The sequence below is a fragment of the Paenibacillus wynnii genome (genome assembly GCF_030812855.1).
Taxonomy (GTDB): Bacteria; Bacillota; Bacilli; order Paenibacillales; family Paenibacillaceae; genus Paenibacillus_AQ; species Paenibacillus_AQ wynnii_A.
This window is the reverse complement of record NZ_JAUSTK010000003.1, coordinates 193,958-217,796: the sequence shown is the minus strand read 5'-3', so window position 1 is coordinate 217,796 and position 23,839 is coordinate 193,958. Positions and strand designations below refer to the sequence as shown.

Genomic DNA, 23,839 nt, shown 5'->3' with positions numbered 1-23,839 from the left:
AGAAGAGTGGAGCGAAACGGATGAAGAAACTAACGATTGAAGATGTGGCTCAAAAGGCGGGGGTGTCGAAGAGTACAGTCTCGCAATTTTTGAACAAACGTTTTAAATATATGAGTGAAGCGACGAAGAACCGGATTGCTGCGGTGATCGAGGAGTTGAATTATCAACCCAATGGACTGGCTCGCAGCTTGAAGCAGAACCGAACGCATATGGTCGGTATCATTGTCGCTAATATTGATTATTCATTGTCTATACAATGTATTCGTGCGATTGAAAATGAACTGCAGAGCCGCGGTATACAGGTTATTATTTGCAATGCTGATGAGAATGCAGAGAAGGAAAGCAAATACGTGGAGACACTGGTTGCCCGCCAGGTAGACGGATTAATTGTATTCCCGACAGGGAATAATCCATCCGTGTATACCCGGTTAATCGAGGCTCAATATCCGCTTGTATTTATGGACCGCCTTGTTGAGGGAGTCACTACGCAGAGCCTGCTGTTGGATAATGAAATGGCCGTTAAATTAGGGATTAGTGAATTGGCACGGAACGGGCACAAACGGATAGCACTGCTGTCACTTCCCCTTGGTGAGTATGCTATTACTCCTCGCAAGGAGAGAATGAGCGGCTACAAAAAAGCGATGGAAGAGGCTGGCCTCGCCCTGAATGAGGAGTATATCTGCAGTGTGCCGCGGGAAGAAATTGCAGGGGAAGTGAAACGTCTGTTGGGGCTGCCGCAGCCACCTACAGCACTGCTAGCCTCGAATGATATCGTCCTTGCTGAGATCTTAAAATATGCAAATCGAGACTCCATCGCCATTCCAGGTGACCTATCTGTAGTGGGAATAGACGACGCTGAATTCGCTCATATCTATAACCCGGTAATCACTACAATCCGACAACCGGCTTATGAAATGGGTATGCAGGCCGCCAAAATCATGCTCTCCAGCATTGAAGCTAATGGCTCCCACGTACCGATCACTTATCGTTTTCCGCCTTCGTTGCAGCAGGGGCAATCGGTTAGATCCATTAAGTAGCAATGAGATATAAAAGGAAGTAGAAGCAATTAGCAGCAAGCAGCAGTAAGTAGCAAGCCTTGCGCATTAAGCAGTAGAGGTCTAATTGGTAACTAAACAGATTATTTAGTGGGATTTCACTAGCAGATGGACTTAAACGGTCACTGGAGATAGGTAAGGGGAATTTTTCCCACTTAGAGAGTATAAATGGCTCCTCGGTTATCCGCGACAAATACGGTAAATCGTCTACCTATATAGGTTTCAATATATATAGTTGCATAACGTACACTTATAGTTCTCCCTTAGCACACTTTAGTGTGTTTAATTGCACTTTATACACTTATTTTTTGATATTCCGGGATTTAATCGGCATATTCGTGTTTTTAGTTGCACAAAGTACATCTATCCATACATCCAAGCGCCAAAAGCTAGAAATAAGTGTATAAAATACATCTATTTCACTGTTTGAACGTGTGAATGCTTAGAAGTGTGTATACGCGAACGTTTAGTTTAGGTGGATATGTGAATATGTGTATGTACAGGTCTACGGTTGCGTGAATGTACGAATGAGAGTATGTAAGCATGATGCATCTGTTTATCAATATCAATCTATATTTACTAAAAAAGGCCGTCCAAACATTAGTTTGGACGGCCTCTCTTCTATAATTGCTTATCTCCAGTTGTCTTACACTTCCTGATTCAAAAACGAAGCCAGACCTTCACGGGTAGGCAGGCCGTCCATGTCTCCAGGCGACATTACTGCCAAAGCGCCGATGGCATTGCCACGTTTGACAGCCTCAGCAACTGTGAGCTTCTCCAGCATTGCGCTGATGACTCCAACTGCAAAACCGTCCCCCGCGCCTACGGTATCAACAACTTCCTCTACTTTAAATCCTTGTACGTACCCTTCTTGCTCCTGAGACTTATAATATGCACCCTCAGGTCCCAGTTTGATAACAACGAGGGAAACACCGCGCTCCAGATAATAAGATGCGATTTCCTCCGGTGTATCCAGTCCGGTAAGGGTTTTACCTTCGCTTAGTCCTGGCAAAAACCAGTCACAGCGTGTAGCTAGATCATTAATGGTGTTCACCATGGTCTCGGTATTAGGCCACAGGGTTGGGCGGAGGTTAGGGTCTAGCGACACCGTTTTCCCTTGACCTTTCATAAATTCCATAGCATGTATGGAGAATTCATGACAGCTCTTAGATAGAGCGGAAGAGATGCTGGTTACATGCAGATGTCCTGCGGAAGCGAAATAGGCTTCGTCGAAATCTGCTAGGCTTAGCTTGGAGGCGGCGGAATTTTTACGGAAATATTCGACTTTAGGATCGCCAGTAAGGACCTTTGATTTAATCAGCATTCCTGTGGAATATTCTTTGGTAAAGGTAACGCTATCTGTGTTAATGCCTTCTTTATTCTGTGCGTCTACTATGAATTGGCCAAAGTTATCTTCACCAAGCTTAGTAACATAGCCTGTAGGATGTTCCAAACGGGATAAGCCGGTAGCTACATTGCTTTCTGCCCCTGCCAGTGCTTTGGAGAATGAAAATACCTCAGCCAGCGGTCCTGTCTCATTAGCATAAAACATAGCCATCGGTTCGCCGAAAGTGACTACATCCAGTTGTTTACTCATGTATAGTTCCTCCTCAGGGACTTATAATCCCTGTTTAATAAGTTGTAATTTGAAATTATCACATAAATCGGTTTTGTACAATAACGTATTGCTCATCTATTGAATGATTTAATAGATAAATTTATATCAAATAAATACCAAACCCTTTGTATATATCAGTTTTTAGACAAATTAATAAGATAATTATGTTTTTCACACAAAAATAGATTGACTGTTAGAGACATTATTATTACTATTTTCTTAGTGGTAATTGTGCTATTATTCGTAATTTAATAAAAAAGTTTATCAAAGTCAATGAATCAATGTTTATCATTGGTTACTGAAGAGAGGAAGTTAATGATGAAGAAGATAAAAGTGTTGCAAAATGTTGCCTCCGTCGGGGTAGTTGCTGTAATCCGGGCTGATAATGCTGAGGATGCCTTCAAAATGTCCGTAGCTTGTATCGAAGGTGGACTTAACAATATCGAGGTAACCTTTACTACACCGGACGCGGATGTTGCCATTAAGAAATTAGTTGCTGAATATGGCGAGCGTGCCGTAATTGGCGCAGGAACTGTGCTGGATCCGTTAACTGCAAGAATTGCAATTTTGGCAGGTGCTGAATTTGTAGTAAGCCCTTCTTTTGAAGAAGATACAGCTAAAATGTGTAACCTCTACGGGATTCCTTATATGCCTGGTTGCATGACACTGAGTGAAATGAAGGAAGCGCTGAAGCTTGGCGTAGATGTGCTGAAGTTGTTCCCGGGAAGTGCTTTTGGACCCGATTATGTAAAAGCAGTTAAAGGACCGATGCCTCATGTGAACATTATGCCAACGGGCGGCGTGGATCTGAACAACATGGATAAATGGATTGCGAACGGCTGTATCGCTGTTGGTATCGGCGGTAATTTGACCGCTCCTGCCAAGGATGGTCGTTATGATCTGATTACCGAACTGGCTGCAAAGTATGTAGCTAAGTTTCAGGAGATTAAAGGTTAATAAGTTTTCTTGGTGTTTGAATATATTTAACGGCTGTGAACCGCAGATTCGGTTGGCAGCCGTTTTTTTGTGCGGAATTTTAAGGAGTAAATTTACAAAATAAATCATATATCTAATCTGACTATTTAAATTAGTTGAATTCACTATGGCGTACATATAGAAGGAAGGGGTATTATGTTAGGGAAACGACGTGTACAGTTTTTATATCTGGTTTCATTACTATTTATAGTAGGCGGAATTATAAATCTGTTTAATGGCAATATAGGGTTTGCTGTGTTCTCTTTATTTATTGGGATTGTTTTTGGGATAGGCGGTAGGAAGGCAGCTCGTAAATAACTAATATAGAAGAGAGTGGGATTTGGTACACTCAGGGCCTCGGGTAATGACCTTGGGTCTTTTTTTGTGAACTATAATATTTGCCCGAGAAACGGTTGCCTCCTTATTTGGACGGTAAAGCTGTTTCTTCTTGATGTCAGTTTTGTAATGTAATTTACAGCAAGTTTTATTTGAATACCGGGTGCTTCCCCTGTATGCTTAATAAGGATTTATTTTTTAAAAATAATAATTACAGAATGCAACAATTCAGCAGTCTTGCGCGTCAGTAAGATTGCATAGAGAGGGGGAACCTTCGTGGTGGAGCAGGGACTCATCAGAGCCGCTCAAGCGGGCGATCGCGACGCTCTAATCACCCTATTGCGAGAAATTGAAGGACATGTATACAAAACGGCCTTCTACATTTTGCATAATGAACAGGATGCGTTAGATGCGTCCCAGGAGGCATTGATTCGGGTGTATACGAAGATTGGATCTTACGAGGAGAAAGCCCAGTTCAAGACCTGGGTTGGACGAATCGTGACCAATATTTGCATTGATAAGTTTAGAAGAGCTAAACCGACAGTGTCTATGGATGAACATGAAATGGTAATCAAAGACAAGCATGATGTTGAGCGTGAAGTGATGTCTGGTTATTTGGCCCAGGATATACAGGAGGCTATTGATCAGTTGCCTGAGCATCACCGAACGGTCATTGTACTCCGTTATATTCAGGACTTATCCTACAACGAGATTGCAGACTGTCTGGACTTACCCCTCAATACAGTGAAATCCTATCTGTTCCGAGCCAGACAACAGCTGCAAAATAGACTTCAAGAGTATCAGAAAGGGGGTGTGTCGGGATGAGATGCACGGAGGTGATTGAATGGATGCACCGTTATTTAGATCATGATTTGAGCATTGAAGAGAGTACTGAAATGTTTCACCATATAGATGATTGCCTTCCCTGTGCGGAAATCTTTGACAGGCTAACCACGCTTTCCAAGCAATTAGAACAGCTGCCGGACGTGAAAGCCCCTTTCAGTATAGTTGACTCTATTTTGCCTCGGCTTGATGAATTGGATCGCGGCCTTCTTGAATCTGGCAAGGGAGGATCAGAGGATCAAGTTGTAGTACCTTTCTCGCGTGAACCATTACAAGGCAAACGACAGAAAGGCTCCTCCAGCTCATCCATTGGTAGACGGACAGGTATTGGTGCGGTTGCAGCCGCTCTAATACTCGGGATTGCTATATTTAATATGCCGAAGGAAATGCCGGGTGCACAGGTAGATAGTATCATGATGAGCGACAGTGCGGCGTCTACGGATGAGAACAGTGCAACGGCTAGTAAGATGAACGAAAGTACTGAAGAAACTGGAGATCCTGCGGCAGACCAAGGAGCGGCGGAAAATAGCCCGGTTAACGACAACAGTAAGTTAGAAACGGCTATAATTGAGAGCCCCAACCCATCCATGGATGCTAAGGACGTTGCAGATTCCTCGCAAGGCGGGACGGAATTGGGTACGCCTGCAGCTGAAAATGCACCGACCGATAAGTCGTCCGATGTTATATCTCCGAAACAAACTGAGCAAGTAACCGATGCGCCGGAGGATGCCTCAGAGCATCGCAAGAGCGAACCGGCAGCGTCTGACCAGACAATCGCGCCTGATATGGATATCATGAAATCGATGAAACTCCCTCAGGGCGATAATTACGATCAAGGAATGATGAGTTTGCTTCCTCCTTCTAACGTTATAGGTGAATTATCATGGACTTCCCCTGATGGTCAATATGAGGTAATCGTAGAAGGTAAGCAGCTTATTATTTACACCGTTCCTCCGAATGGAATTGGCCTTGATAGGTTGCCTCTGACCTCTATTCCATTAGAGGGTAAATGGGTTACAGGGGAATGGGCGGCGAATAGCCTTGAGTTTAGATATGTGACCGATAATGATGGAACTATAGCTAAGAATGTGTATGTTATTCCAGATACGGGAACTACTACACCATTACCCAAGGGGACACCGGGTGTAACACCGGCAAATTCGGCAAGTAATGCCTCTGAGACACCGTCCGCAAAATAATTTATAAAGTGGAACTTTTTACGGGACTTCAGAATATACTATAGTAAGAGATCAGATGGTATATTTAGGAATATGGCCTTCTGATATTTAAAAAGTTTTGGAGAACATCGGTATGACCGTCGGCTGAGGAGTTTCTAGGGCTTCTCACGCCGTCGTTTATATAGATGCGCCGCTGGAACGGAGGAACTTTGGCCCTTGGGTTGGAGTTTCTCCGTTTTTGCATTTTAATATGTTACAATAAAAACTCATAAATAACTTAAAAAAGTGGAATACATGAATAGGAAAAGGAAGTGGCGGGATGGATGTCAAAACGGCGGTAAAAGACATCAAGCAAGGGAAGATTTCACCGCTGTATGTCCTGTACGGAAGCGAGAAATTTCGCATGAATGAGTTCGCAGCTGTTTTGGAGAATCAGCTTATTGCCAAGGAGGATCGTGATTTTGCGGTGATTCCATTCGATCTGTCGGAGACACCCATACAAGCCGTGATTGAAGAAGCGGAGACGGTTCCGTTTATGGTTCCACGTAAGCTGCTGTTGGTGCGGGATGCCTCTTTATTTACAGCTGGCAAAGAAAACGCCAAACTGGAGCATCGAATGGATTCCTTGACTGATTATATGCAGCAGCCTGCAGAGTTCAGTGTGATTGTATTTATGGTCAATAATGACAAGCTGGACGAGCGCAAGAAAATTGTTAAGGCTGTCAAAACAGCCGGAACCGTATTAGCTTTTAATCCACTCGGAGCAGATGAACTTCTTCGATGGGTAGAGAAGACGATCCGTGAAGGGGGTTGTGTCTCAGCCCCTGGAATGGCTGAGGCACTCATAGCGAGCGCTGGAACGGGACTGCAGGGATTATCCGGAGAGATTGATAAGTTATGCCTGTTTGCAGGTAAAGGCGGTACTGTGGATGCAGCGGCTGTAGAGAGTCTTGTCCACCGCGGGACAGAACAAACCGTATTTACACTGGTAGAGGATATTGCTAATCTACGTTTAGACAAAGCTCTTGACTCGTTGTATGAGCTGCTGAAGCAGCGTGAGGAACCTATTAAGATTGCCGCGTTGATTGCCAGACAGTTCCGCATTATTCTACAGGTTAAGGATTTATCGGGGCTGAGTTACTCCCAAGGGCAGATCGCCTCACAGCTGGGACTTCATCCTTACGCGGTCAAGCTTGCCGGTGAACAGGCGCGCAAGTTCGAGGGCAGACGGCTGAGACAAATATTAAGCGCTATGGCCGACCTAGATCACCAGATGAAGACGGGAGCTATAGACAAGGTATTGGGACTGGAGCTCTTCATGCTGCGCTTGGGAGCCTAATGACAAACAAAAGAGCCTATCAAACCCTTAGTAAAAGGGGATTGATAGGCTCTTTTTCCGTTTAGTCTTCGAAAATTGAGAACAAAAAAACCTAACCGTATGCAGGATAGCGGTCAGGTTCTTAAATTGCTCATTATGAGTACGTCTTACGCTTGCGCGCTAAGAGCGTTCAATTTCTTCGCCAAGCGGGATTTTTTGCGGGCAGCCGCATTTTTATGAACCAGACCTTTAGAAACGGCCTTGTCCAGCTTTTTGGAAGCAGCTAGGAAAGCAGCTTGAGCAGTTTCAACTTCAGTACCAGCCAGCGCGGTGTCAGCGGTTTTAACTGCTGTACGAAGCGCGGATTTTTGGGAAACATTAAGTGCACGGCGTTTTTCGTTCGTGTTGACGCGTTTTACTGCGGATTTAATATTTGGCATTGCATTCACCTCCTGTAAGACATTCGAAATCATCAAATGATTCACAACTTAAAATAGTTTAGCATGTGTGATAGTAAAAAGCAACACTAAAACTCTTCAAATTAAACCTTCCGGCTCTGTATAAACGACCGCTTTCTCTCGCACACTATCGACAAAAGAAAAAGGAGGCTGATATAACAATGGAACTGGATCTTCATCTGTACTCGGTGCGAACGGATTTGGCGCTGGAGGCGAAGGAATTAGCAGAAGGACCGCAAAGGAATCCCATCCCCGGTGTAAACGAAGAGGTGCAGGAAGCAGATGGCATCAAGATAACTCGGCTTCAAGTTGGCAATGAATCGGGCTCCCGGGCTATCGGGCGTACCATTGGGAATTATGTAACACTTGAAGTACCCGCATTGCGGGGAGGAGATACAGGTCTGCAGCAAAAGGTAACCGAGGTATTTGCCCGAGAGTTTGAGGATTTTATGACCCGTATCGGGATTGGTAAAAATTCTAAAGCCCTTATTGTGGGTCTTGGTAACTGGAATGTGACACCGGATTCACTGGGTCCGTTAGTGGTAGAGAATGCCCTTATTACGCGCCAATTTTATGAATTGGTTCCGGATCAGGTGGAGCCTGGATATCGGAACGTTAGTGCGGTAGCACCGGGTGTGCTGGGGTTGACGGGGATTGAATCCAGCGAGGTTGTCCAAGGGATTATTGATCGAACCCGACCGGATTTCATTATTGCTATTGATGCGCTGGCTTCGCGTTCATTGGAAAGAATCAATACAACGATTCAAATTGCCGACATCGGCATTCACCCCGGCTCGGGTATCGGGAATAAGAGAAGGGGATTAACTCGTGAAATTCTGGGTATCCCCTGTATCGCTATAGGTGTCCCGACGGTCTGCTATGCTTCAACTATTGTCAACAATGTTCTGGAAATGATGAAAACGCACTTTGGTCAGGGAACGCCTCATACCAAAAAAATCATGGGTATGTTGGATGAGATATCCGAGAATGAACGGCTGTCATTAGTTAAGGAAGTATTGGAACCGCTTGGACATGATCTGATTGTAACGCCGAAGGAAATTGACGAATTCATCGAGGAAATCGCCAATATCGTTGCCAGCGGACTTAATGCCGCTTTACATGAAGCTGTTGATCCCACTAATGTCGGTGCCTACACTCACTAACTAACAAGCGTAAATCCGCAAGCGCCAGATCAGGCGTAGGTGCGGGTTTGCGTTTTTTTAATAAAAAAATACAAACCATATCTATTAAATAGAATGAACTCTATTTTGTTTGTTATCCTATTCCGGTTCTAGCGATGCTCTTAAGTTCATAGATTTGAATTATAAGAGATTACAGAGGGCTTGGAGGAGGACACTGAATAATGAACAAAAAGTGGTTTCAGCTATGGAACATCGGTCGACTACGGGCAAGATTTCTGGATGTGTTGTCACTGGGGAAAACGATGCTGCTGCTTGCCGGGGGCTCTTTCGTATTTTTCATACTGTTAGGCGCGGGAGGTTTGGCAGGTCAGAAGCTGAACTCTTCCCCCATTCCTTCCATGAAAGGATTAGCTACTTCGCTGTCTAGCGGATTTTTTATGGAAATACTAGGGATGGAGATGCCGCATTTGCCTAAGGGAAAGGAATTTAGCGCCCTATCCGGTGACAAGGTTACTTCCTTTGTGTTTCAGCTCCTGACCAGTGTGAATCCTAATGATCCGAAAAGTCTGCTCTCACGCGAACTTCCAGGCCTTGCGGCTGATGAGCCCGTGCTGCTGCGGAATGCTTCTGGAGGCAGCGAGGACGCACCGGCTGATTACCACCCTGGCACCGATGAACTCACCATGGAAGAAGGTACCGCTACTCCAGATCCTTCTCTCAATGAGGGGGCGGACAAGCCTGAGGATACTGCTCCTCTTCCGCAAGCGACTGCATCTCCTGATACTGCAGGAAACGGAACGAAGGACAACAATGATAGTGAAACTAGCAATGGCCAGGATTTACTGGAGAAAAGAATCCTTATTTACCACTCACATCCCCGTGAAGCTTATAATCCGTTAATTGGAACAAATGGCGATAATCCGAGCTCCGCCCTGCCATCTAAGAATGTAATGCTTGTAGGATCCTACTTGGCAAAAAGATTGGAAATGCGCGGAGTCGGCACCATTCACTCGAAGGAAGATTACGCGACAGAAGTAGAAGACTACAGCTGGAACTTTTCCTATAAATATTCCAGGCAAATGATTAAGGCAGCCTTTGCCCAAAATGACGGATTAAATGAGTTAATTGACATTCACAGGGATTCTCAGCGGCATAAGAAGACGACCACCGTTATTAACGGAAAAAGTTATGCCCAGGTGTATTTTATCCTTGGACATGCGAATAAAGATTGGAAGAAGAATGAGGCGTTTGCGAACCAGATACACCAGCTCCTGGAGAAAGAATATCCGGGGATCTCACGCGGAATCTGGGGGAAGGCGGCAAACAAGGGCAATAACGGCGAATACAATCAGTCCTTGTCTCCTAACAGTGTGTTGATTGAGGTGGGCGGGATTGACAATACGGTGGAAGAACTAAAGCGTACCTCAGAAATCTTGGGTGATGCTATTGCGGATGTGTACTGGAGCAGTCATGAAGCTGAGAAAGTAAATGGAGCCAGTAAGTCAACGGACTCGGATACAACTAAAGGTAAGGCCACTGCGGGTACGGCCGCTGATGCTTCCTAGGCTATGGGGAGAACGTCTTCAGAAGGGGTGGAGAAATGTCTCGTTTCGGTAAAAAGTTATTTGTTGTTGGGATGTGGGCCGGTATCGGAATTCTGATAGGTATGCAGTTCGGCAGCATCGGTGAGGAGACGAAGGTCTCCCAGGTTCCCGGTTGGAATGTTGTAGCCGATGCAGCGCAGAACGCTAACACAACACCTCCTTCATCCAGTCCGACCTACGTATACGTCCCCGTAACTATAGACCCGACAACCGGAGCTGTTACAAGCCTGCCTCAACAAGAGGTAAAGGATTACAGCACACTAACGCCGGGGCAAATTCTTGTCCCCGAGGAGCAAAAGCCTAAGGTCGATGTTCTTGCAGACAAGACAGCGGGGCTGCTGCAGCAAGCCTCTCAGAAAAGCATCCGCTGGGTAGTTTCCTTGTTTGATTCCTCAGAAAATTAAGAAGATCTATGAAACAGCTGTCTTGCTGAGAAAGCGAGAGATGCTGTTTCTTTTTGGGAACGCAGATGCGGGATTGATGGGTAGGGCTTGTACTGTTATAATAGATGGATTAACAACAGGCTGTTTGTGGGGGTAAGGAATGACTGACGTACAGAAAAGACAACAACAAATTCGCAATTTCTCGATTATTGCCCATATAGACCATGGTAAATCGACATTGGCTGACCGAATACTCGAATATACCGGTGCGCTTAGCTCCCGTGAAATGCAGGAGCAGGTTCTCGATCAGATGGATCTTGAACGTGAACGCGGGATTACAATCAAGCTGCAAGCCGTTCGTCTCACTTATCGTGCGGATGACGGTCAGGATTATTTCTTGAATCTAATTGATACACCAGGGCATGTCGATTTCACGTATGAAGTGTCCCGCAGTCTTGCAGCTTGTGAAGGTGCATTGCTAGTAGTAGATGCGGCTCAAGGCATCGAAGCACAGACGCTGGCTAACGTATATCTTGCGCTGGATAACAATCTGGAAATTCTACCGGTTCTTAACAAAATTGATCTACCTAACGCTGATCCTGAACGGGTGAAGCAGGAGATCGAGGATGTAATTGGGCTGGATACCAGTGAAGCCGTTATGGCCTCCGCCAAAGCAGGCATCGGCATCAAAGAGATACTGGAGCAGGTAGTTAAGCAGGTTCCGGCTCCAACGGGTAATTCAGAAAATCCGCTTAAAGCGCTGATTTTTGATTCCCACTATGATCCGTACAAAGGTGTTATTGTTTATGTCCGCGTCATGGACGGAAGTATTCGTGCCGGCTCCAAAATCAAGATGATGGCCACCGAGAAGACCTTTGAGGTTATTGAGGTTGGTGCATTCATGCCGCGTATGACAATTGTAAATGAACTAAACGTAGGTGATGTAGGATTTATCGTCGCAGGCATTAAGCATGTGGGCGATACCCGTGTCGGTGATACCGTAACGGACACCAAGAACCCGACACCTGAGCCGCTGCCTGGTTACCGTAAGATCAATCCAATGGTTTATTGCGGTCTATATCCAATCGAGACTTCGGATTATAATGATCTGCGTGAAGCGCTTGAAAAGCTGCAGCTTAACGATGCTTCGCTCAGCTTCGAGCCGGAAAGCTCCAGCGCTCTCGGCTTCGGATTCCGCTGCGGATTCTTAGGATTGCTGCATATGGAGATTATTCAGGAACGGATTGAACGTGAATTCAATCTGCCGTTGATTACCACAGCACCGAGTGTTATTTACCGGATCTTGCTGACGAACGGTCAAACGATAACCATTGACAACCCGTCACACTATCCGGAAATCGGCACAATTGATTACATTGAAGAGCCATACGTAAAAGCTGCGATTATTGTACCTAACGACTTCGTTGGTACCGTAATGGAGCTTTGTCAGAATAAGCGTGGAGAGTTCGTCAACATGGAGTACTTGGATGCTAATCGGGTAACGATTACTTATGAGGTTCCACTGTCAGAAATCGTTTATGACTTCTTTGATCAGCTGAAATCGGGCACAAAGGGTTATGCATCCTACGATTACGAAATATCCGGCTACCGTCGCTCGAACCTTGTCAAAATGGATATCTTGTTGAATAACGAACAAGTGGATGCTTTGTCATTCATCGTTCACCGCGATCGTGCTTATAACCGCGGACGGATCATCTGCGAGAAGCTTCGCGGTATCATCCCCCGCCAGATGTTCGAGGTACCTATTCAGGCTTCCGTTGGCACCAAGGTGGTTGCGCGTGAGACCGTTAAGGCAATGCGTAAGAACGTACTGGCCAAATGCTACGGCGGTGACATTTCGCGTAAGCGTAAGTTGCTGGAGAAGCAAAAGGAAGGTAAGAAACGCATGAAGCAGGTCGGCAGCGTAGAGGTGCCGCAGGAAGCGTTCATGGCCGTTCTCGAGATCGACTAAACCAGTCATCTTAAGCGCGAACTTTGTTTGGCTGACCATGATGTATGTCCTCTGTCTACCTCAATGTGCAAAATACAGGTTGTAAGTCAACTTAGTTGCACTTTGTACACTTATAATGGGGTATACAGAGGAGTAACTCCCACTTAGTTGCACTTTATGCAGCTAAAAAGCAGAAAAAGGAACATGAAAACCCCAAATGCGGGATATAAGTGCACTAAATACAGTTAAACGGTTTACTCGGTGATTAAGGGGCTCGATAGTTGCAGAACATGCAACTATTGAGCCTTCATCTTCACCCGAAGGGGTACTAAACCGTTAAAAGCAGCTCATCCTTAACCATTGTCCTGCCAGGGAAGCCGTAAGGCTTCCCTTTTCTGCTACAATCAGAAGGAATTAATCTAAGCAAAGGAGACAGCTAATGTCTAACATCGCAAATAACAGCCGTCCCCCTGAGGCGGTATATATTCATATCCCATTCTGCACGAATAAATGCTTTTACTGTGACTTTAATTCATATGTATTGAAGGATCAGCCCGTCATGGATTACCTCCATGCTTTGGATCGGGAAATGGAACTTACGGTTAAAGAGAATCCGCCTGGAGTGATCAATAGTATTTTTGTTGGCGGGGGAACACCTACCGTACTGAAGCCGGATGAAATGGAATTTTTCCTGAAATCGATTCGCACACACTTTCCGAACTGGAATAAAGATATAGAGTTCTCTATGGAAGCTAACCCCGGAACTACCGTTCGGGATAAGCTGGAAGTAATGAAGGCTGGCGGAGTAAACCGGGTCAGCTTCGGTGTTCAGGCATTTCAGAATGAGCTTCTGGAGGGGATCGGCCGTATTCATAATGTCGACGACGTCTATCGGAGCTTGGAGAATGCGCGTGCGGTTGGACTGAATAATCTTTCAGTTGATTTGATGTTTGGTTTACCTAATCAAACGGTGGAGATGCTGGCGGAGAGTATCAAGAAGGCATTGGAGCTTGATCTTCCTCACTACTCTATATACAGTCTGAAGGTTGAGGAAAACACTCTTTTCCACACCCTATTCAATAAGAACAAGCTTCCGCTCCCTAACGAAGAGGATGAACTCCAGATGTACCTGCTGCTGATGTCTTCCATGGAAGAAGCGGGATACAACCAATATGAGATTAGTAATTTTGCAAAGCCTGGTAAAGAGAGTCTCCACAATATTACTTACTGGCGAAACGAAGATTATTATGGTTTGGGTGCAGGAGCACACGGTTATGCCCGACGCCAGCGTCACGTAAACATCAAAGGGGTTAATCCTTATATTGAGGCTTCCCGCAAAGGACTGCCGCGGTTGAATACCTATACCATTTCTGAGGAAGAGGCGATGGAGGATTTCATGATGGTGGGCCTTCGCATGCGTGCTGGGATATCAGGGGCTGCTTTCCAAGCGCAATTCGGTAAGACCATGGAGGATGTGTTTGGCAAGTCTCTGCATAAAATGTTGAATGCCGGCTTGCTTGAGCAAGAGAATGGCATCTATCGTCTAAGCAAGCAGGGAATTCTTTTTGGGAATGATGTTTTCGGAGAATTTGTAGGTGCGCTGACAGAGGTTTAATTTTAAAATAACTCTTGAATTCAAATTCACTCTGATGTATATTTATTCAATAATATCAACGGGGGGAGTGAAGCAGGGTGATTGCAAAGTTGGCCCGTCATGAATTTCACAACAAAAGTAGAATGGCGACATGCAGAAGTGCTACAGTGGAAGATATTGAGCCATTGTATCTTATGATAGAGGAGTATGCGCAAAAGGGGATTATGCTTCCCCGTTCCCGTGCTGCATTGCAGCGCCAGATTGATCTATTTGTCGTTGCTGAAATGGATGGAAAGGTTGTTGGCTGCGGATCACTCTGCAGGCTCGGCACTGACCTTGTTGAGATACGTTCACTTGGCCTCCGTGATGAATACCAAGGCAAAGGAATAGGCTCATTGATTGTGAAAGAGCTTACTGAAGAAGCCAGACGTCAGAAGATTCCGAAGATTATGGCGCTGACCTATGCCGTTGATTTTTTTCTCAGAAACGGATTTGAAATTGTAAAGAAAGAGATTTTCCCCGAAAAAGTATGGACCGACTGCGTGAACTGCTCGAAGCAGCATGCTTGTGATGAAATAGCGGTACTTAAAATGCTGAACTAATTCGATAAGTATATATAACAGACCACATTCTCATTGGACATTCAACTGTCTGCTGGGAGTGTGGTTTTTTGTTGCGGACATGTGCTACCTAGGACTATCTGGCATAATAGTAAATATACATACCTTCGTACTAGCTGTTATGGTAAAATAATCTTTTCAAAATAGATACAAAACGACTACATAACTGAACAGCTTCTATTATCATTTAAGGAGACGTATTGGCGACTCTACGCTTACTTACTTTAATTGCTACATTTATCCGGAGTATTGGTTTAAAAATAAACGAGTGGACTGGCGGTTATAGTGAAGCAAGGGGACGTTGTAGTACCTTTAGCTATATTTGAATTTAAGTATATGAACACTGCTTCGGACCGCTTGTTCTTTAAGGATGTAGATAAGGTACTAACCTTAGCGTATGAGGAAAAGTTATGTAAATTTTATCCAGGTTTTATTCAAGAGGCGGAATACACAGAAATGTCTGAGAACTACTCTTGGCTTACGGAGTATCAGAATACTCTAGGGTCAGGGAAGCTGATTGAAATGACAGGTGGCTTATACAAACCCAATGAACAGCCACAGTGGATTGTTCGCGAAGTGCTCTAAAGAAAGCTTCCTGCATCAGACATGATAAGAAAATAACGATACACAAGATACCGAACTGACTTGACAATGGCAATGTCAGTTTGGTATTTTTGTATTAGTGATTAGCACTCATCTCTGTCGAGTGCTAACGAATGTGAGCTACAGCCGATAGGAGGAAAATAACATGTTGACTGAACGCCAAAGAATGATACTTAATGCCATAGTTGATGATTATATTTCTTCGGCTGAGCCCGTGGGCTCACGCAGTATTTCCAAACGCGGAGATGTAGGATACAGTCCAGCTACGATCCGTAATGAAATGGCTGACCTGGAGGATCTGGGGTATCTCGAACAGCCGCATACCTCTGCAGGTCGAATACCGTCTCATAAGGGATATCGTTATTACGTGGATCACCTGGTACCGTGGAATTCCGCTGAATCTGCAGAAGTGGGCACCATCCGTGCTTTTTTCGCAGAGAAGCTGAATGCAATGGAGCAGGTTAATCAACACGCGGCGATGATTCTTTCTAATATGACGAATTACACTTCCATCCTGCTGGGACCGGAGGTTTTTCATACTTCTTTACGCCATTTTCAATTGCTACCTCTTAACGATACAACGGCAGTGGCCATTATTGTCACCAGCACGGGACAGGTAGAGAATCGCACGGTGAATATTCCGCCGGAGATTTCGGTTTCAGATATGGAGAAAGTGGTCAACATGCTTAACAGCAAGCTGGTCAATGTACCTCTCTACAAGCTGAAAAGTAGACTCTATTCGGAGCTTGGTGAAGAGATGCAGCGGCATATCTCCCACTATGAAGAATTAATGCAGGTGCTTGACACGGCACTTGAGAGTGATCAGGAGCAGCGGATTTACCTTAGCGGGGCAACGAATATGCTGAATCAGCCTGAGTTCAAGGATGTTGATAAGGTTAAACATATTCTTGATTTGCTTGAGGAGACACCCACTTTGCTTAAAATGCTGTCCCCGGTAGCCGGCGGAACGGGAATTCAAGTGCGTATAGGGACTGAGAACAGCCATGAAGCGATCGCCAACTGCAGTCTGATAACAGCAACTTATTCACTAGACGGGCAGGCATTGGGAAGCATAGGGATCTTAGGGCCGACACGAATGGAATATGCAAGGGTTATGGGTATTTTGGGCATTCTGTCTAGAGATTTGACAGCGATGCTGGCACACTGGTATAAGTGAACTTAAGTCGTGATTACTTTAAGGAGGTGAAGACAACTTGAAAGAGGAACAAGTTCAAGATTCCAACGAAATTCAAGATAATGCTATAAATGAGAACAAGGCAGCCGATACAGCTGAGACGGTCTCTGAGACCGATGCCTTCACGGCAGAGGAAATCAGTGAGGTTAGTGACGGGGATGAACTCAAGCGCCTGCAAGGTCTTGCTGACGAATTCCAGGGACGTACATTACGTGTACAGGCTGATTTCGATAACTTCCGCCGTCGTACTTTGAAGGAGAAAGAAGAATTAGCGCAATATGCTACTTCCAAGCTCGTAACGGAATTGCTTCCGGTTATGGATAATTTCGAACGTGCATTGGCAACGGCTCCGGCTACTCCCGAATTTGAAGCTTTTACAAAGGGCGTAAATATGATTTTCCGCCAGTTGGAAGGGGTTCTAAAGAACGAGGGACTTACAGCAATGGAAACAGTAGCACAGCCCTTTAACCCTGAATATCATCAGGCCATCATGCAGGTGGAGAGCGAGGAGCACGAAGAAGGTATCGTGACAGAGGAAGTCCAAAAGGGCTATCTCCTGAAGGGTAAAGTACTTCGTCCTGCCATGGTCAAAGTCAGCATGTAGTCTGTCTATATAGGCTGGCAGTTTCTGTCCGCCAACCAAGCGGCAGTATGATCTAATCGTGATTATAAGGTTACAGCACATAACTATTTTCCGAGGAGCACAGCTCTTAGTAAAAATTCAAGGAGGCAAAATACATTGAGTAAAGTAATAGGTATCGACTTAGGAACCACCAACTCTTGCGTGGCGGTTATGGAAGGCGGCGAAGCCGTTGTTATCCCTAACCCAGAAGGCGCGCGTACAACCCCATCGGTTGTAGGTTTTAAGAAAGACGGCGAGCGTGTTGTCGGTGAAACGGCAAAACGCCAAGCGATAACCAATCCGGATCGTACAATCAGCTCGATCAAACGTCACATGGGTACGGGCCACAAGGAAACTATTGATGGTAAAGACTATTCCGCTCAAGAAATTTCAGCTATGATCCTGCAAAAGCTGAAAGCTGATGCAGAAGCTTATCTGGGTCAGACAGTGACTCAAGCTGTTATAACGGTTCCTGCTTATTTCAACGACAGTCAGCGTCAAGCTACTAAAGATGCAGGTAAAATCGCAGGTCTGGAAGTACTTCGTATCGTAAACGAGCCTACAGCAGCAGCGTTGGCTTACGGTCTGGAGAAATCCGAAGATCACACCATCCTCGTATATGACCTTGGTGGCGGTACGTTTGACGTATCCATCCTGGAACTTGGCGATGGCTTCTTCGAAGTAAAAGCAACAAGCGGTGATAACCGTCTTGGTGGTGATGATTTTGACCAATTGGTTATGGATTACTTGGTATCTGAATTTAAAAAAGAACAAGGCATTGACCTTAGCAAAGATAAAGCTGCAGTACAACGCTTGAAAGATGCAGCTGAGAAAGCTAAAAAAGAACTTTCCGGTGTCATGACAACTACAGTTTCCTTGCCGTTCATTACCGTTGCTGACGGAGTGCCACAGCATTTGGAAATCAACTTGACCCGTGCGAAATTTGATGAGCTGACTGCAAGCTTGGTTGAGCGTACTTTGGGCCCAACACGTCAAGCATTAAATGATGCGGGTATGACTCCAGCTGATCTTCACAGAATCGTGCTTGTAGGTGGTTCTACACGTATTCCTGCAGTACAGGATGCCATTAAGAAGCTGACTGGTAAGGACCCTCATAAAGGTGTTAACCCGGATGAAGTTGTAGCCCTGGGTGCAGCTGTTCAAGCGGGCGTATTGACCGGTGATGTTAAAGACGTTGTATTGCTTGACGTAACTCCGCTCTCACTGGGTATTGAAACTGCAGGCGGCGTATTCACGAAGATGATCGAGCGCAACACAACGATCCCTACAAGCAAATCCCAAGTGTTCTCTACTTTTGCTGATAACCAGCCAAGCGTAGAAATTCACGTTCTGCAAGGTGAGCGCCAAATGGCGAACGGCAACAAGACACTGGGACGCTTTATGCTGAATGATATTCCACCGGCACAACGCGGAGTTCCGCAAATCGAGGTTACCTTCGATATTGATGCCAACGGTATCGTAAATGTATCTGCAACAGATAAAGGCACGAACAAGAGCCAAAAAATCACCATCACTTCTTCCAGCGGATTGAGCGATGCTGAAGTAGAGCAAATGATGAAGGATGCCGAGCTTCATGCTGAGGAAGACCGTAAGCGCAAGGAAATGGTTGAAGCGAAAAACGGTGCTGACCAACTCGTATATTCTACTGAGAAACTCATTAAAGACCTGGGCGATAAAGTAGAAGCTTCCGAAGTGGAAAAAGCAAACGAAGCTAAGGAAAAAGTAAAAGCGGCCCTCGAATCCGACAATCTTGAAGAAATCAATGCCGCTACAGAGGCGTTGACAGAGATTGTACAACAATTGTCCGCGAAGTTATACGAGCAGGCTGCAGGAGCCCAAGAGGGAGCGGCAGACGGTCAAGAAGCCCAGGACAACAACTTCAAGAAGGACAACGTAGTAGACGCAGACTATGAGGTTGTTGACGAAGATAAGAATCAAGGGTAACCTTAAACGATACCTGTGCTAAAAGGGGAAGGTCAAAACCGGAGCATCCCGTGTTTTGGCTTTCCTTTTGACTGTAATAGAGACATTTAATGTACGGAGGTGAAGGCAGTGGCAGATAAACGCGATTATTATGATGTGCTCGGCGTAGGCAAAGACGCTTCGGATGATGAGGTAAAGAAAGCGTACCGTAAGTTGGCACGGCAGTATCATCCGGACGTGAATAAAGCTAGTGACGCTGAGACGAAGTTCAAGGAAGTAAAAGAAGCTTATGACGTCCTTAGCGACGGACAGCAGCGTGCAAGATATGACCAATATGGACATATCGACCCTAATCAAGGGATGGGCGGCGGCTTCGGCGGCGGAGATTTCGGCGGTGGCCTGGGCGATATCTTTGATATGTTTTTCGGCGGTGGCGGCGGTCGTAGAGATCCTAATGCTCCGCAGCGCGGCAGCGATTTGCAATATACCATGACCATTGAATTCAAGGAAGCGGTATTTGGCAAGGAAACCGATATTACTATACCGCGCACCGAAACATGCGACACCTGCTTTGGCTCCGGGGCTAAACCTGGAACGAAACCAGATACTTGTAACGTATGTAAAGGCAGCGGCCAGCAGGAGTTTGTACAGAATACACCGCTTGGACAGATGCGAAATCGGCGTCCGTGCTCTCATTGTAATGGTTCTGGCAAGATTATTAAGGAAAAATGTAATACTTGCAGCGGTGCCGGCAAGGTGAAGAAACAGCGTAAGATCCATGTCCGCATTCCTGGCGGAGTGGATGACGGTGCACAGCTTCGTATGACGGGTGAAGGGGAAGGCGGCCATCGCGGCGGTCCTGCCGGAGACTTGTATATTATTATTCGTGTTAAACCACATGACTTTTTCGTGCGTGAAAATGATGATATCTTATGCGAGATTCCACTTACCTTCACACAGGCAGCCTTGGGTGATGAGATCGAGATCCCAACCCTGACGGAAAAAGTAAAACTTAAGATTCCTGCAGGAACCCAGACAGGTACCTTCTTCCGACTCAAAGGAAAAGGGGTTCCGCGTTTGCGGGGAACCGGTCAAGGCGACCAGCATGTCAGAGTAATCGTAGTCACTCCAAGCAAGCTAAGCGATGAGCAAAAGGAACTTCTGCGTCAATTCTCATCTCATGACGGCGCACATACGCATGAGCAGGAGCAATCCTTCTTTGATCGTATGAAGCGTGCTTTTCGTGGAGACTGATTAAGCGTTAATCTATAAAGTTTATGAAGGGGTGTCCCATAGCCATGTAATGGCTGCTTGGGACACCCCTTCGGCAAATTAGAGGGGAAAATGCTCATTAATACCGACCGAAACGCCATGAATTTGAGATTAAAGGGAAAATATCCCTAAAATTTCGCCCATATTGCTCCAAAGAGGTATATCCTCAAAATTAGCGGGCGAAATCCCCTCTAACTGCCTAAACGGGGTGCTGGGTGCAGAAATAAAGGGAGCAAACCCCTCTATTGGGCGTAACGGGTTTCTATCTTTCTCGTCACCTGTCAAGCATTGATTTTGGTGTTGAGGCGGAAAAGTTTCTACATTTCTTTCTAAGATTTCAAAAGAAACCGATCTGCTAAAGCCAGCCGTCCAATGGGACTGCTGGCTTTTTTGCTGTAATCTCTTGTATAAATGTAAAATGTTCTAGCCACACTAATTGCAGGTACGCTCCTAAGCGGTACTGACCTCAAAAGAGAGCGGGGATAAACTTGTCTGAAAAAAACATACTCGCATATTTTAAAAGTCCAGAGGAGGCTGAGGCGGTCTCACGTAAGCTGCAGTCGCTGAGAGTTATTGATATGTCCATTGACCGTTTTGGTAAATACCCGGGAGACCAGCGCTACTCGGGCCAAAACCCGCTTACAGGCGATATTACCAGTCTGGCAACCATGACACTCAATTCGTCGATCGACAGCCGTTCAGCCGGTATTTTGGCGTCTGCGGATGTAAGTGCCAGTGGGATGAGCCATGGCGGGGATGGGGGTCCTACAGGACGCGATATTTTATTGACCGTTGTAGTAGACTCGGAATCCTTTGATCAAGCTTTAAGGATCGTTGAGGAAGCCGGAGGATTGATTTGACCTATACATGTAATAGTAGAAAGGGGAGTGCGGAGTGGATAAACATTCGAAAATACCCTCGAAGACTGAAAAAATGAAAATGCTGTATGAAGCTAAAGCGGAGGATGTAGAGTTCTCAGCAGCCGAGGCGGATATGGATGATTTAGAGGCACAGGTTCGGGGTCAGCAAGCGGACAAACGGCAATTGCACGAGATTCTGCAAGAAGAACAAAAAGAGGTAGATTGACTTAAAAAATCTCTAGAAGAGTTTTCTTTACATGAGGAGAGCCCCTTACCCTTTTTACACATAAAGGGGTGAGGGGCTTTTTTAGGAGTAAGTCGCCCATTTTTCGGGCATTTTTGCATATAAGCATGTATAATTAGAGAGATATGTAAGCTGGGGGTGACATGGAAACATGATATTATGGATCGGTCTCGCGGTCGTCGTTATAGCACTTACCTTTTTAAATCAGAAGCAATTATATTCCTCAAAAGTAAAACGGGCATATCGTGAGCTTCGAGTCCTATCAGACAATGCCAGGAACGGTCAATCTACGCTTGAAGAATTGCCGAAGTGGGAGGCCAATCTGGCGGAGATGGAGAAGCATCCGAACGAGTATAACAAGCTGGAATATGAAGTTGGACTACGGCGCGCGTTTGTGATGTATTTGGAACGGCACTATCCACAGGATAAAAGACTGCCTGATCTACAGGAAGCTGCAGCCTACCAGAAGGATTCGGTCTGGGGGATTAAGATGGGCGATTACGGCCCCAAAAAATAAGGTGGAATCAATTAAAAGAGTCTGCTCACCAAGGATTTGAATACGGGAGTGGGCTCTTTTGTTATTCCTAAAAGATTAACATGTACATACAAGTGGCTTATGTTATAATAACTTGTATTACTTCTATTTCAGTAGCCTGAGGTGTATTTACATGACTGACAAACCAAAACCTAAATATATGCAGTTAAAGCTGGAGCTGCTGTCCTGGATTGAATCAGGGGTGCTGAAGCCGGATGACCAGACGCCTTCGGAGCATGAGATTGCCGCTCAGTTCGGCATGAGCAGACAAACGGTGCGCCAAGCGCTGGGGCAATTGGAGAAAGAGGGCAGACTGTATCGGCTGCAGGGTAAAGGGACTTTTGTCGCCCGGCAGGATACACGGCCCTTGCAGCAGAGCAATATGATCGGGATGATGACCACACATATCTCGGATTATATATTCCCCCATATCGTCCGGGGAGCTGAGGCCCAGCTGCGCAGCGGCGGGTACAGCATGATGCTGTCGAGCACAGACAATGACAAGGATAAAGAACGGGAGAATCTGGAGCTTATGCTGAGCCAGCCGTTCAAAGGCCTTATTATTGAACCTACCAAGAGCGCGCAGGGCAACCCGAATCTTAACTTGTACCTGTCCCTCGAAATTCATAGAATACCATTCATCATGATCAATGAACGCTACCCTGAGCTTCATTGTCCTTGCTTGAAGCTGGATGACGAAGCCGGCGGATTTATGGCAGCAGAACATCTTATGGAGCTCGGTCATCGGGACATTGCCGGATTCTTCAAAACGGATGATCTACAGGGCGCCAATCGGCTAAAAGGTTTTACAAGGGCATTTCATAAACATCGCCTGCCCTTAGGCAAGGATACGATTACGCACTACACCACAGAGGAGAAGCATACCGTGCCCTACAAGGCTGCGCTAACCATGCTTCAACAGCAGCAGCGACCTACAGCTTTCGTCTGCTATAATGACGAATTGGCGGTGCTTCTGCTTGAAGCGGCCCGTCAGACGGGACTTAGTGTACCGGATGATTTGTCTATTATCGGCTTCGATGACTCATCTCTGGCGACGGCGACTGAGGTCAAAATGACCACGCTGAGCCATCCCAAGATGGAAATGGGAGTGCAGGCGGCCAGTATGCTTATCGATATGATGGAGAAGCGGACGCCGGAGGCGCCGAAGGACATTATTTATAAGCCGGAGCTTATCATTCGCGGCTCCACGAAGTCTTTTGTAACCGTATAAAAGAATGTTAGCCATACAAATAATGAAAGAGGCTGTTCCATAAGTAGAATTTTCTACGAATGGGACAGTTCTTTTGTTTTTAAAACCGTAAAACGACAGCAGAGTAGGAATTCTCCTGTTGGTCCAAGGTATTTTAGATGTACAAAGAAATCGCTCCTTTATTTTGAAATGGTTGCTCGACACTTCCATTTTACGAAAGGGCGATTTCTTTTTGTGATTTTGGAAGAATTGTAGATACCTTTCCCACTTAAACAGCGG

At 45.6% G+C, this 23,839-nt stretch carries 22 protein-coding genes; 20 read left to right on the top strand and 2 right to left on the bottom strand.

Annotated elements, in window-relative coordinates:
• Positions 1-20: 20 nt before the first annotated feature.
• Positions 21-1,037: a LacI family DNA-binding transcriptional regulator gene (locus J2T20_RS04960; RefSeq protein WP_307586154.1), complete on the top strand. Its 1,017-nt coding sequence runs from the start codon at positions 21-23 to the stop codon at positions 1,035-1,037.
• 664 nt (positions 1,038-1,701) lie between these two features.
• On the opposite strand, the gene J2T20_RS04955 is transcribed toward J2T20_RS04960, so the two are convergent.
• Positions 1,702-2,652, bottom strand: coding sequence for a sugar kinase (locus tag J2T20_RS04955; protein ID WP_307586152.1), 951 nt, complete (start codon positions 2,650-2,652; stop codon positions 1,702-1,704).
• Between the two features lie 339 nt (positions 2,653-2,991).
• On the opposite strand from J2T20_RS04955, the gene J2T20_RS04950 reads away from it, so the two are divergent.
• The 4 genes from J2T20_RS04950 to holA all read left to right on the top strand — a co-directional run bounded on the left by J2T20_RS04950 (position 2,992) and on the right by holA (position 7,344).
• Positions 2,992-3,630, top strand: coding sequence for a bifunctional 2-keto-4-hydroxyglutarate aldolase/2-keto-3-deoxy-6-phosphogluconate aldolase (locus J2T20_RS04950; protein ID WP_307586277.1), 639 nt, complete (start codon positions 2,992-2,994; stop codon positions 3,628-3,630).
• A gap of 630 nt (positions 3,631-4,260) precedes the next feature.
• Positions 4,261-4,809 carry an RNA polymerase sigma factor gene (locus J2T20_RS04945; RefSeq protein WP_036658113.1) on the top strand — a complete coding sequence of 183 codons (549 nt, stop codon included), beginning with the start codon at positions 4,261-4,263 and terminating at the stop codon, positions 4,807-4,809.
• Positions 4,806-6,026 (top strand): zf-HC2 domain-containing protein, encoded by a 1,221-nt coding sequence (locus J2T20_RS04940; protein WP_307586150.1) that lies wholly within the window; start codon positions 4,806-4,808, stop codon positions 6,024-6,026. Before J2T20_RS04945 ends, J2T20_RS04940 begins: the two co-directional genes overlap by 4 nt.
• 298 nt (positions 6,027-6,324) lie before the next feature.
• Positions 6,325-7,344, top strand: a complete 1,020-nt coding sequence (gene holA, locus J2T20_RS04935) for a DNA polymerase III subunit delta (protein ID WP_307586148.1) — start codon at positions 6,325-6,327, stop codon at positions 7,342-7,344.
• Positions 7,345-7,490: 146 nt separating this feature from the next.
• On the opposite strand, the gene rpsT is transcribed toward holA, so the two are convergent.
• Positions 7,491-7,763, bottom strand: coding sequence for a 30S ribosomal protein S20 (gene rpsT, locus J2T20_RS04930; protein ID WP_307586146.1), 273 nt, complete (start codon positions 7,761-7,763; stop codon positions 7,491-7,493).
• A gap of 179 nt (positions 7,764-7,942) precedes the next feature.
• On the opposite strand from rpsT, the gene gpr reads away from it, so the two are divergent.
• From gpr to J2T20_RS04855, 15 genes are all read left to right on the top strand, one after another.
• A complete protein-coding gene (gpr, locus tag J2T20_RS04925) occupies positions 7,943-8,944 on the top strand; it encodes a GPR endopeptidase (protein WP_307586144.1) in 1,002 nt (333 codons plus the stop codon).
• A 200-nt stretch (positions 8,945-9,144) separates the two neighbouring features.
• A complete protein-coding gene (locus tag J2T20_RS04920; RefSeq protein ID WP_307586143.1) occupies positions 9,145-10,488 on the top strand; it encodes a stage II sporulation protein P in 1,344 nt (447 codons plus the stop codon).
• Between the two features lie 35 nt (positions 10,489-10,523).
• Positions 10,524-10,931 carry a hypothetical protein gene (locus J2T20_RS04915; RefSeq protein ID WP_307586141.1) on the top strand — a complete coding sequence of 136 codons (408 nt, stop codon included), beginning with the start codon at positions 10,524-10,526 and terminating at the stop codon, positions 10,929-10,931.
• A gap of 139 nt (positions 10,932-11,070) precedes the next feature.
• Entirely contained in the window at positions 11,071-12,882 is a 1,812-nt protein-coding gene (gene lepA, locus J2T20_RS04910) for a translation elongation factor 4 (RefSeq protein ID WP_307586139.1), read from the top strand.
• 418 nt (positions 12,883-13,300) lie between these two features.
• The gene (gene hemW, locus J2T20_RS04905; protein WP_307586137.1) at positions 13,301-14,476 is read left to right on the top strand and encodes a radical SAM family heme chaperone HemW; all 1,176 of its coding nucleotides are present in this window, start codon (positions 13,301-13,303) and stop codon (positions 14,474-14,476) included.
• Between the two features lie 122 nt (positions 14,477-14,598).
• Entirely contained in the window at positions 14,599-15,057 is a 459-nt protein-coding gene (locus J2T20_RS04900) for an N-acetyltransferase (RefSeq protein ID WP_307586275.1), read from the top strand.
• Between the two features lie 303 nt (positions 15,058-15,360).
• Positions 15,361-15,660 carry a hypothetical protein gene (locus tag J2T20_RS04895; protein ID WP_307586136.1) on the top strand — a complete coding sequence of 100 codons (300 nt, stop codon included), beginning with the start codon at positions 15,361-15,363 and terminating at the stop codon, positions 15,658-15,660.
• A 163-nt stretch (positions 15,661-15,823) separates the two neighbouring features.
• Positions 15,824-16,855: a heat-inducible transcriptional repressor HrcA gene (gene hrcA, locus J2T20_RS04890; RefSeq protein ID WP_307586134.1), complete on the top strand. Its 1,032-nt coding sequence runs from the start codon at positions 15,824-15,826 to the stop codon at positions 16,853-16,855.
• A 37-nt stretch (positions 16,856-16,892) separates the two neighbouring features.
• Complete coding sequence (gene grpE, locus J2T20_RS04885) at positions 16,893-17,477, top strand: nucleotide exchange factor GrpE (protein ID WP_307586133.1); 585 nt, start codon at positions 16,893-16,895, stop codon at positions 17,475-17,477.
• A 135-nt stretch (positions 17,478-17,612) separates the two neighbouring features.
• A complete protein-coding gene (gene dnaK / locus J2T20_RS04880; RefSeq protein WP_307586131.1) occupies positions 17,613-19,460 on the top strand; it encodes a molecular chaperone DnaK in 1,848 nt (615 codons plus the stop codon).
• A 108-nt stretch (positions 19,461-19,568) separates the two neighbouring features.
• Positions 19,569-20,693: a molecular chaperone DnaJ gene (gene dnaJ / locus J2T20_RS04875; protein ID WP_307586129.1), complete on the top strand. Its 1,125-nt coding sequence runs from the start codon at positions 19,569-19,571 to the stop codon at positions 20,691-20,693.
• 506 nt (positions 20,694-21,199) lie between these two features.
• On the top strand, positions 21,200-21,571 hold the full coding sequence (locus J2T20_RS04870; protein ID WP_307586127.1) for a hypothetical protein: 372 nt from the start codon (positions 21,200-21,202) through the stop codon (positions 21,569-21,571).
• A gap of 34 nt (positions 21,572-21,605) precedes the next feature.
• The gene (locus tag J2T20_RS04865) at positions 21,606-21,797 is read left to right on the top strand and encodes a YfhD family protein (protein WP_307586125.1); all 192 of its coding nucleotides are present in this window, start codon (positions 21,606-21,608) and stop codon (positions 21,795-21,797) included.
• A 169-nt stretch (positions 21,798-21,966) separates the two neighbouring features.
• On the top strand, positions 21,967-22,332 hold the full coding sequence (locus J2T20_RS04860; protein WP_307586123.1) for a hypothetical protein: 366 nt from the start codon (positions 21,967-21,969) through the stop codon (positions 22,330-22,332).
• Between the two features lie 151 nt (positions 22,333-22,483).
• Entirely contained in the window at positions 22,484-23,581 is a 1,098-nt protein-coding gene (locus tag J2T20_RS04855) for a GntR family transcriptional regulator (RefSeq protein WP_307586121.1), read from the top strand.
• Positions 23,582-23,839 lie beyond the last annotated feature (258 nt).

Excerpts from the sequence above, each read along its gene's own strand:
- J2T20_RS04960 (WP_307586154.1), top strand. The coding sequence starts at position 21 with ATGAAGAAACTAACGATTGAAGATGTGGCTCAAAAGGCGGGGGTGTCG.
- J2T20_RS04955 (WP_307586152.1), bottom strand. The coding sequence starts at position 2,652 with ATGAGTAAACAACTGGATGTAGTCACTTTCGGCGAACCGATGGCTATG.
- J2T20_RS04950 (WP_307586277.1), top strand. The coding sequence starts at position 2,992 with ATGAAGAAGATAAAAGTGTTGCAAAATGTTGCCTCCGTCGGGGTAGTT.
- J2T20_RS04940 (WP_307586150.1), top strand. The coding sequence starts at position 4,806 with ATGAGATGCACGGAGGTGATTGAATGGATGCACCGTTATTTAGATCAT.
- holA (WP_307586148.1), top strand. The coding sequence starts at position 6,325 with ATGGATGTCAAAACGGCGGTAAAAGACATCAAGCAAGGGAAGATTTCA.
- rpsT (WP_307586146.1), bottom strand. The coding sequence starts at position 7,763 with ATGCCAAATATTAAATCCGCAGTAAAACGCGTCAACACGAACGAAAAA.
- gpr (WP_307586144.1), top strand. The coding sequence starts at position 7,943 with ATGGAACTGGATCTTCATCTGTACTCGGTGCGAACGGATTTGGCGCTG.
- J2T20_RS04920 (WP_307586143.1), top strand. The coding sequence starts at position 9,145 with ATGAACAAAAAGTGGTTTCAGCTATGGAACATCGGTCGACTACGGGCA.
- J2T20_RS04915 (WP_307586141.1), top strand. The coding sequence starts at position 10,524 with ATGTCTCGTTTCGGTAAAAAGTTATTTGTTGTTGGGATGTGGGCCGGT.
- lepA (WP_307586139.1), top strand. The coding sequence starts at position 11,071 with ATGACTGACGTACAGAAAAGACAACAACAAATTCGCAATTTCTCGATT.
- hemW (WP_307586137.1), top strand. The coding sequence starts at position 13,301 with ATGTCTAACATCGCAAATAACAGCCGTCCCCCTGAGGCGGTATATATT.
- J2T20_RS04900 (WP_307586275.1), top strand. The coding sequence starts at position 14,599 with ATGGCGACATGCAGAAGTGCTACAGTGGAAGATATTGAGCCATTGTAT.
- hrcA (WP_307586134.1), top strand. The coding sequence starts at position 15,824 with ATGTTGACTGAACGCCAAAGAATGATACTTAATGCCATAGTTGATGAT.
- J2T20_RS04860 (WP_307586123.1), top strand. The coding sequence starts at position 21,967 with ATGATATTATGGATCGGTCTCGCGGTCGTCGTTATAGCACTTACCTTT.
- J2T20_RS04855 (WP_307586121.1), top strand. The coding sequence starts at position 22,484 with ATGACTGACAAACCAAAACCTAAATATATGCAGTTAAAGCTGGAGCTG.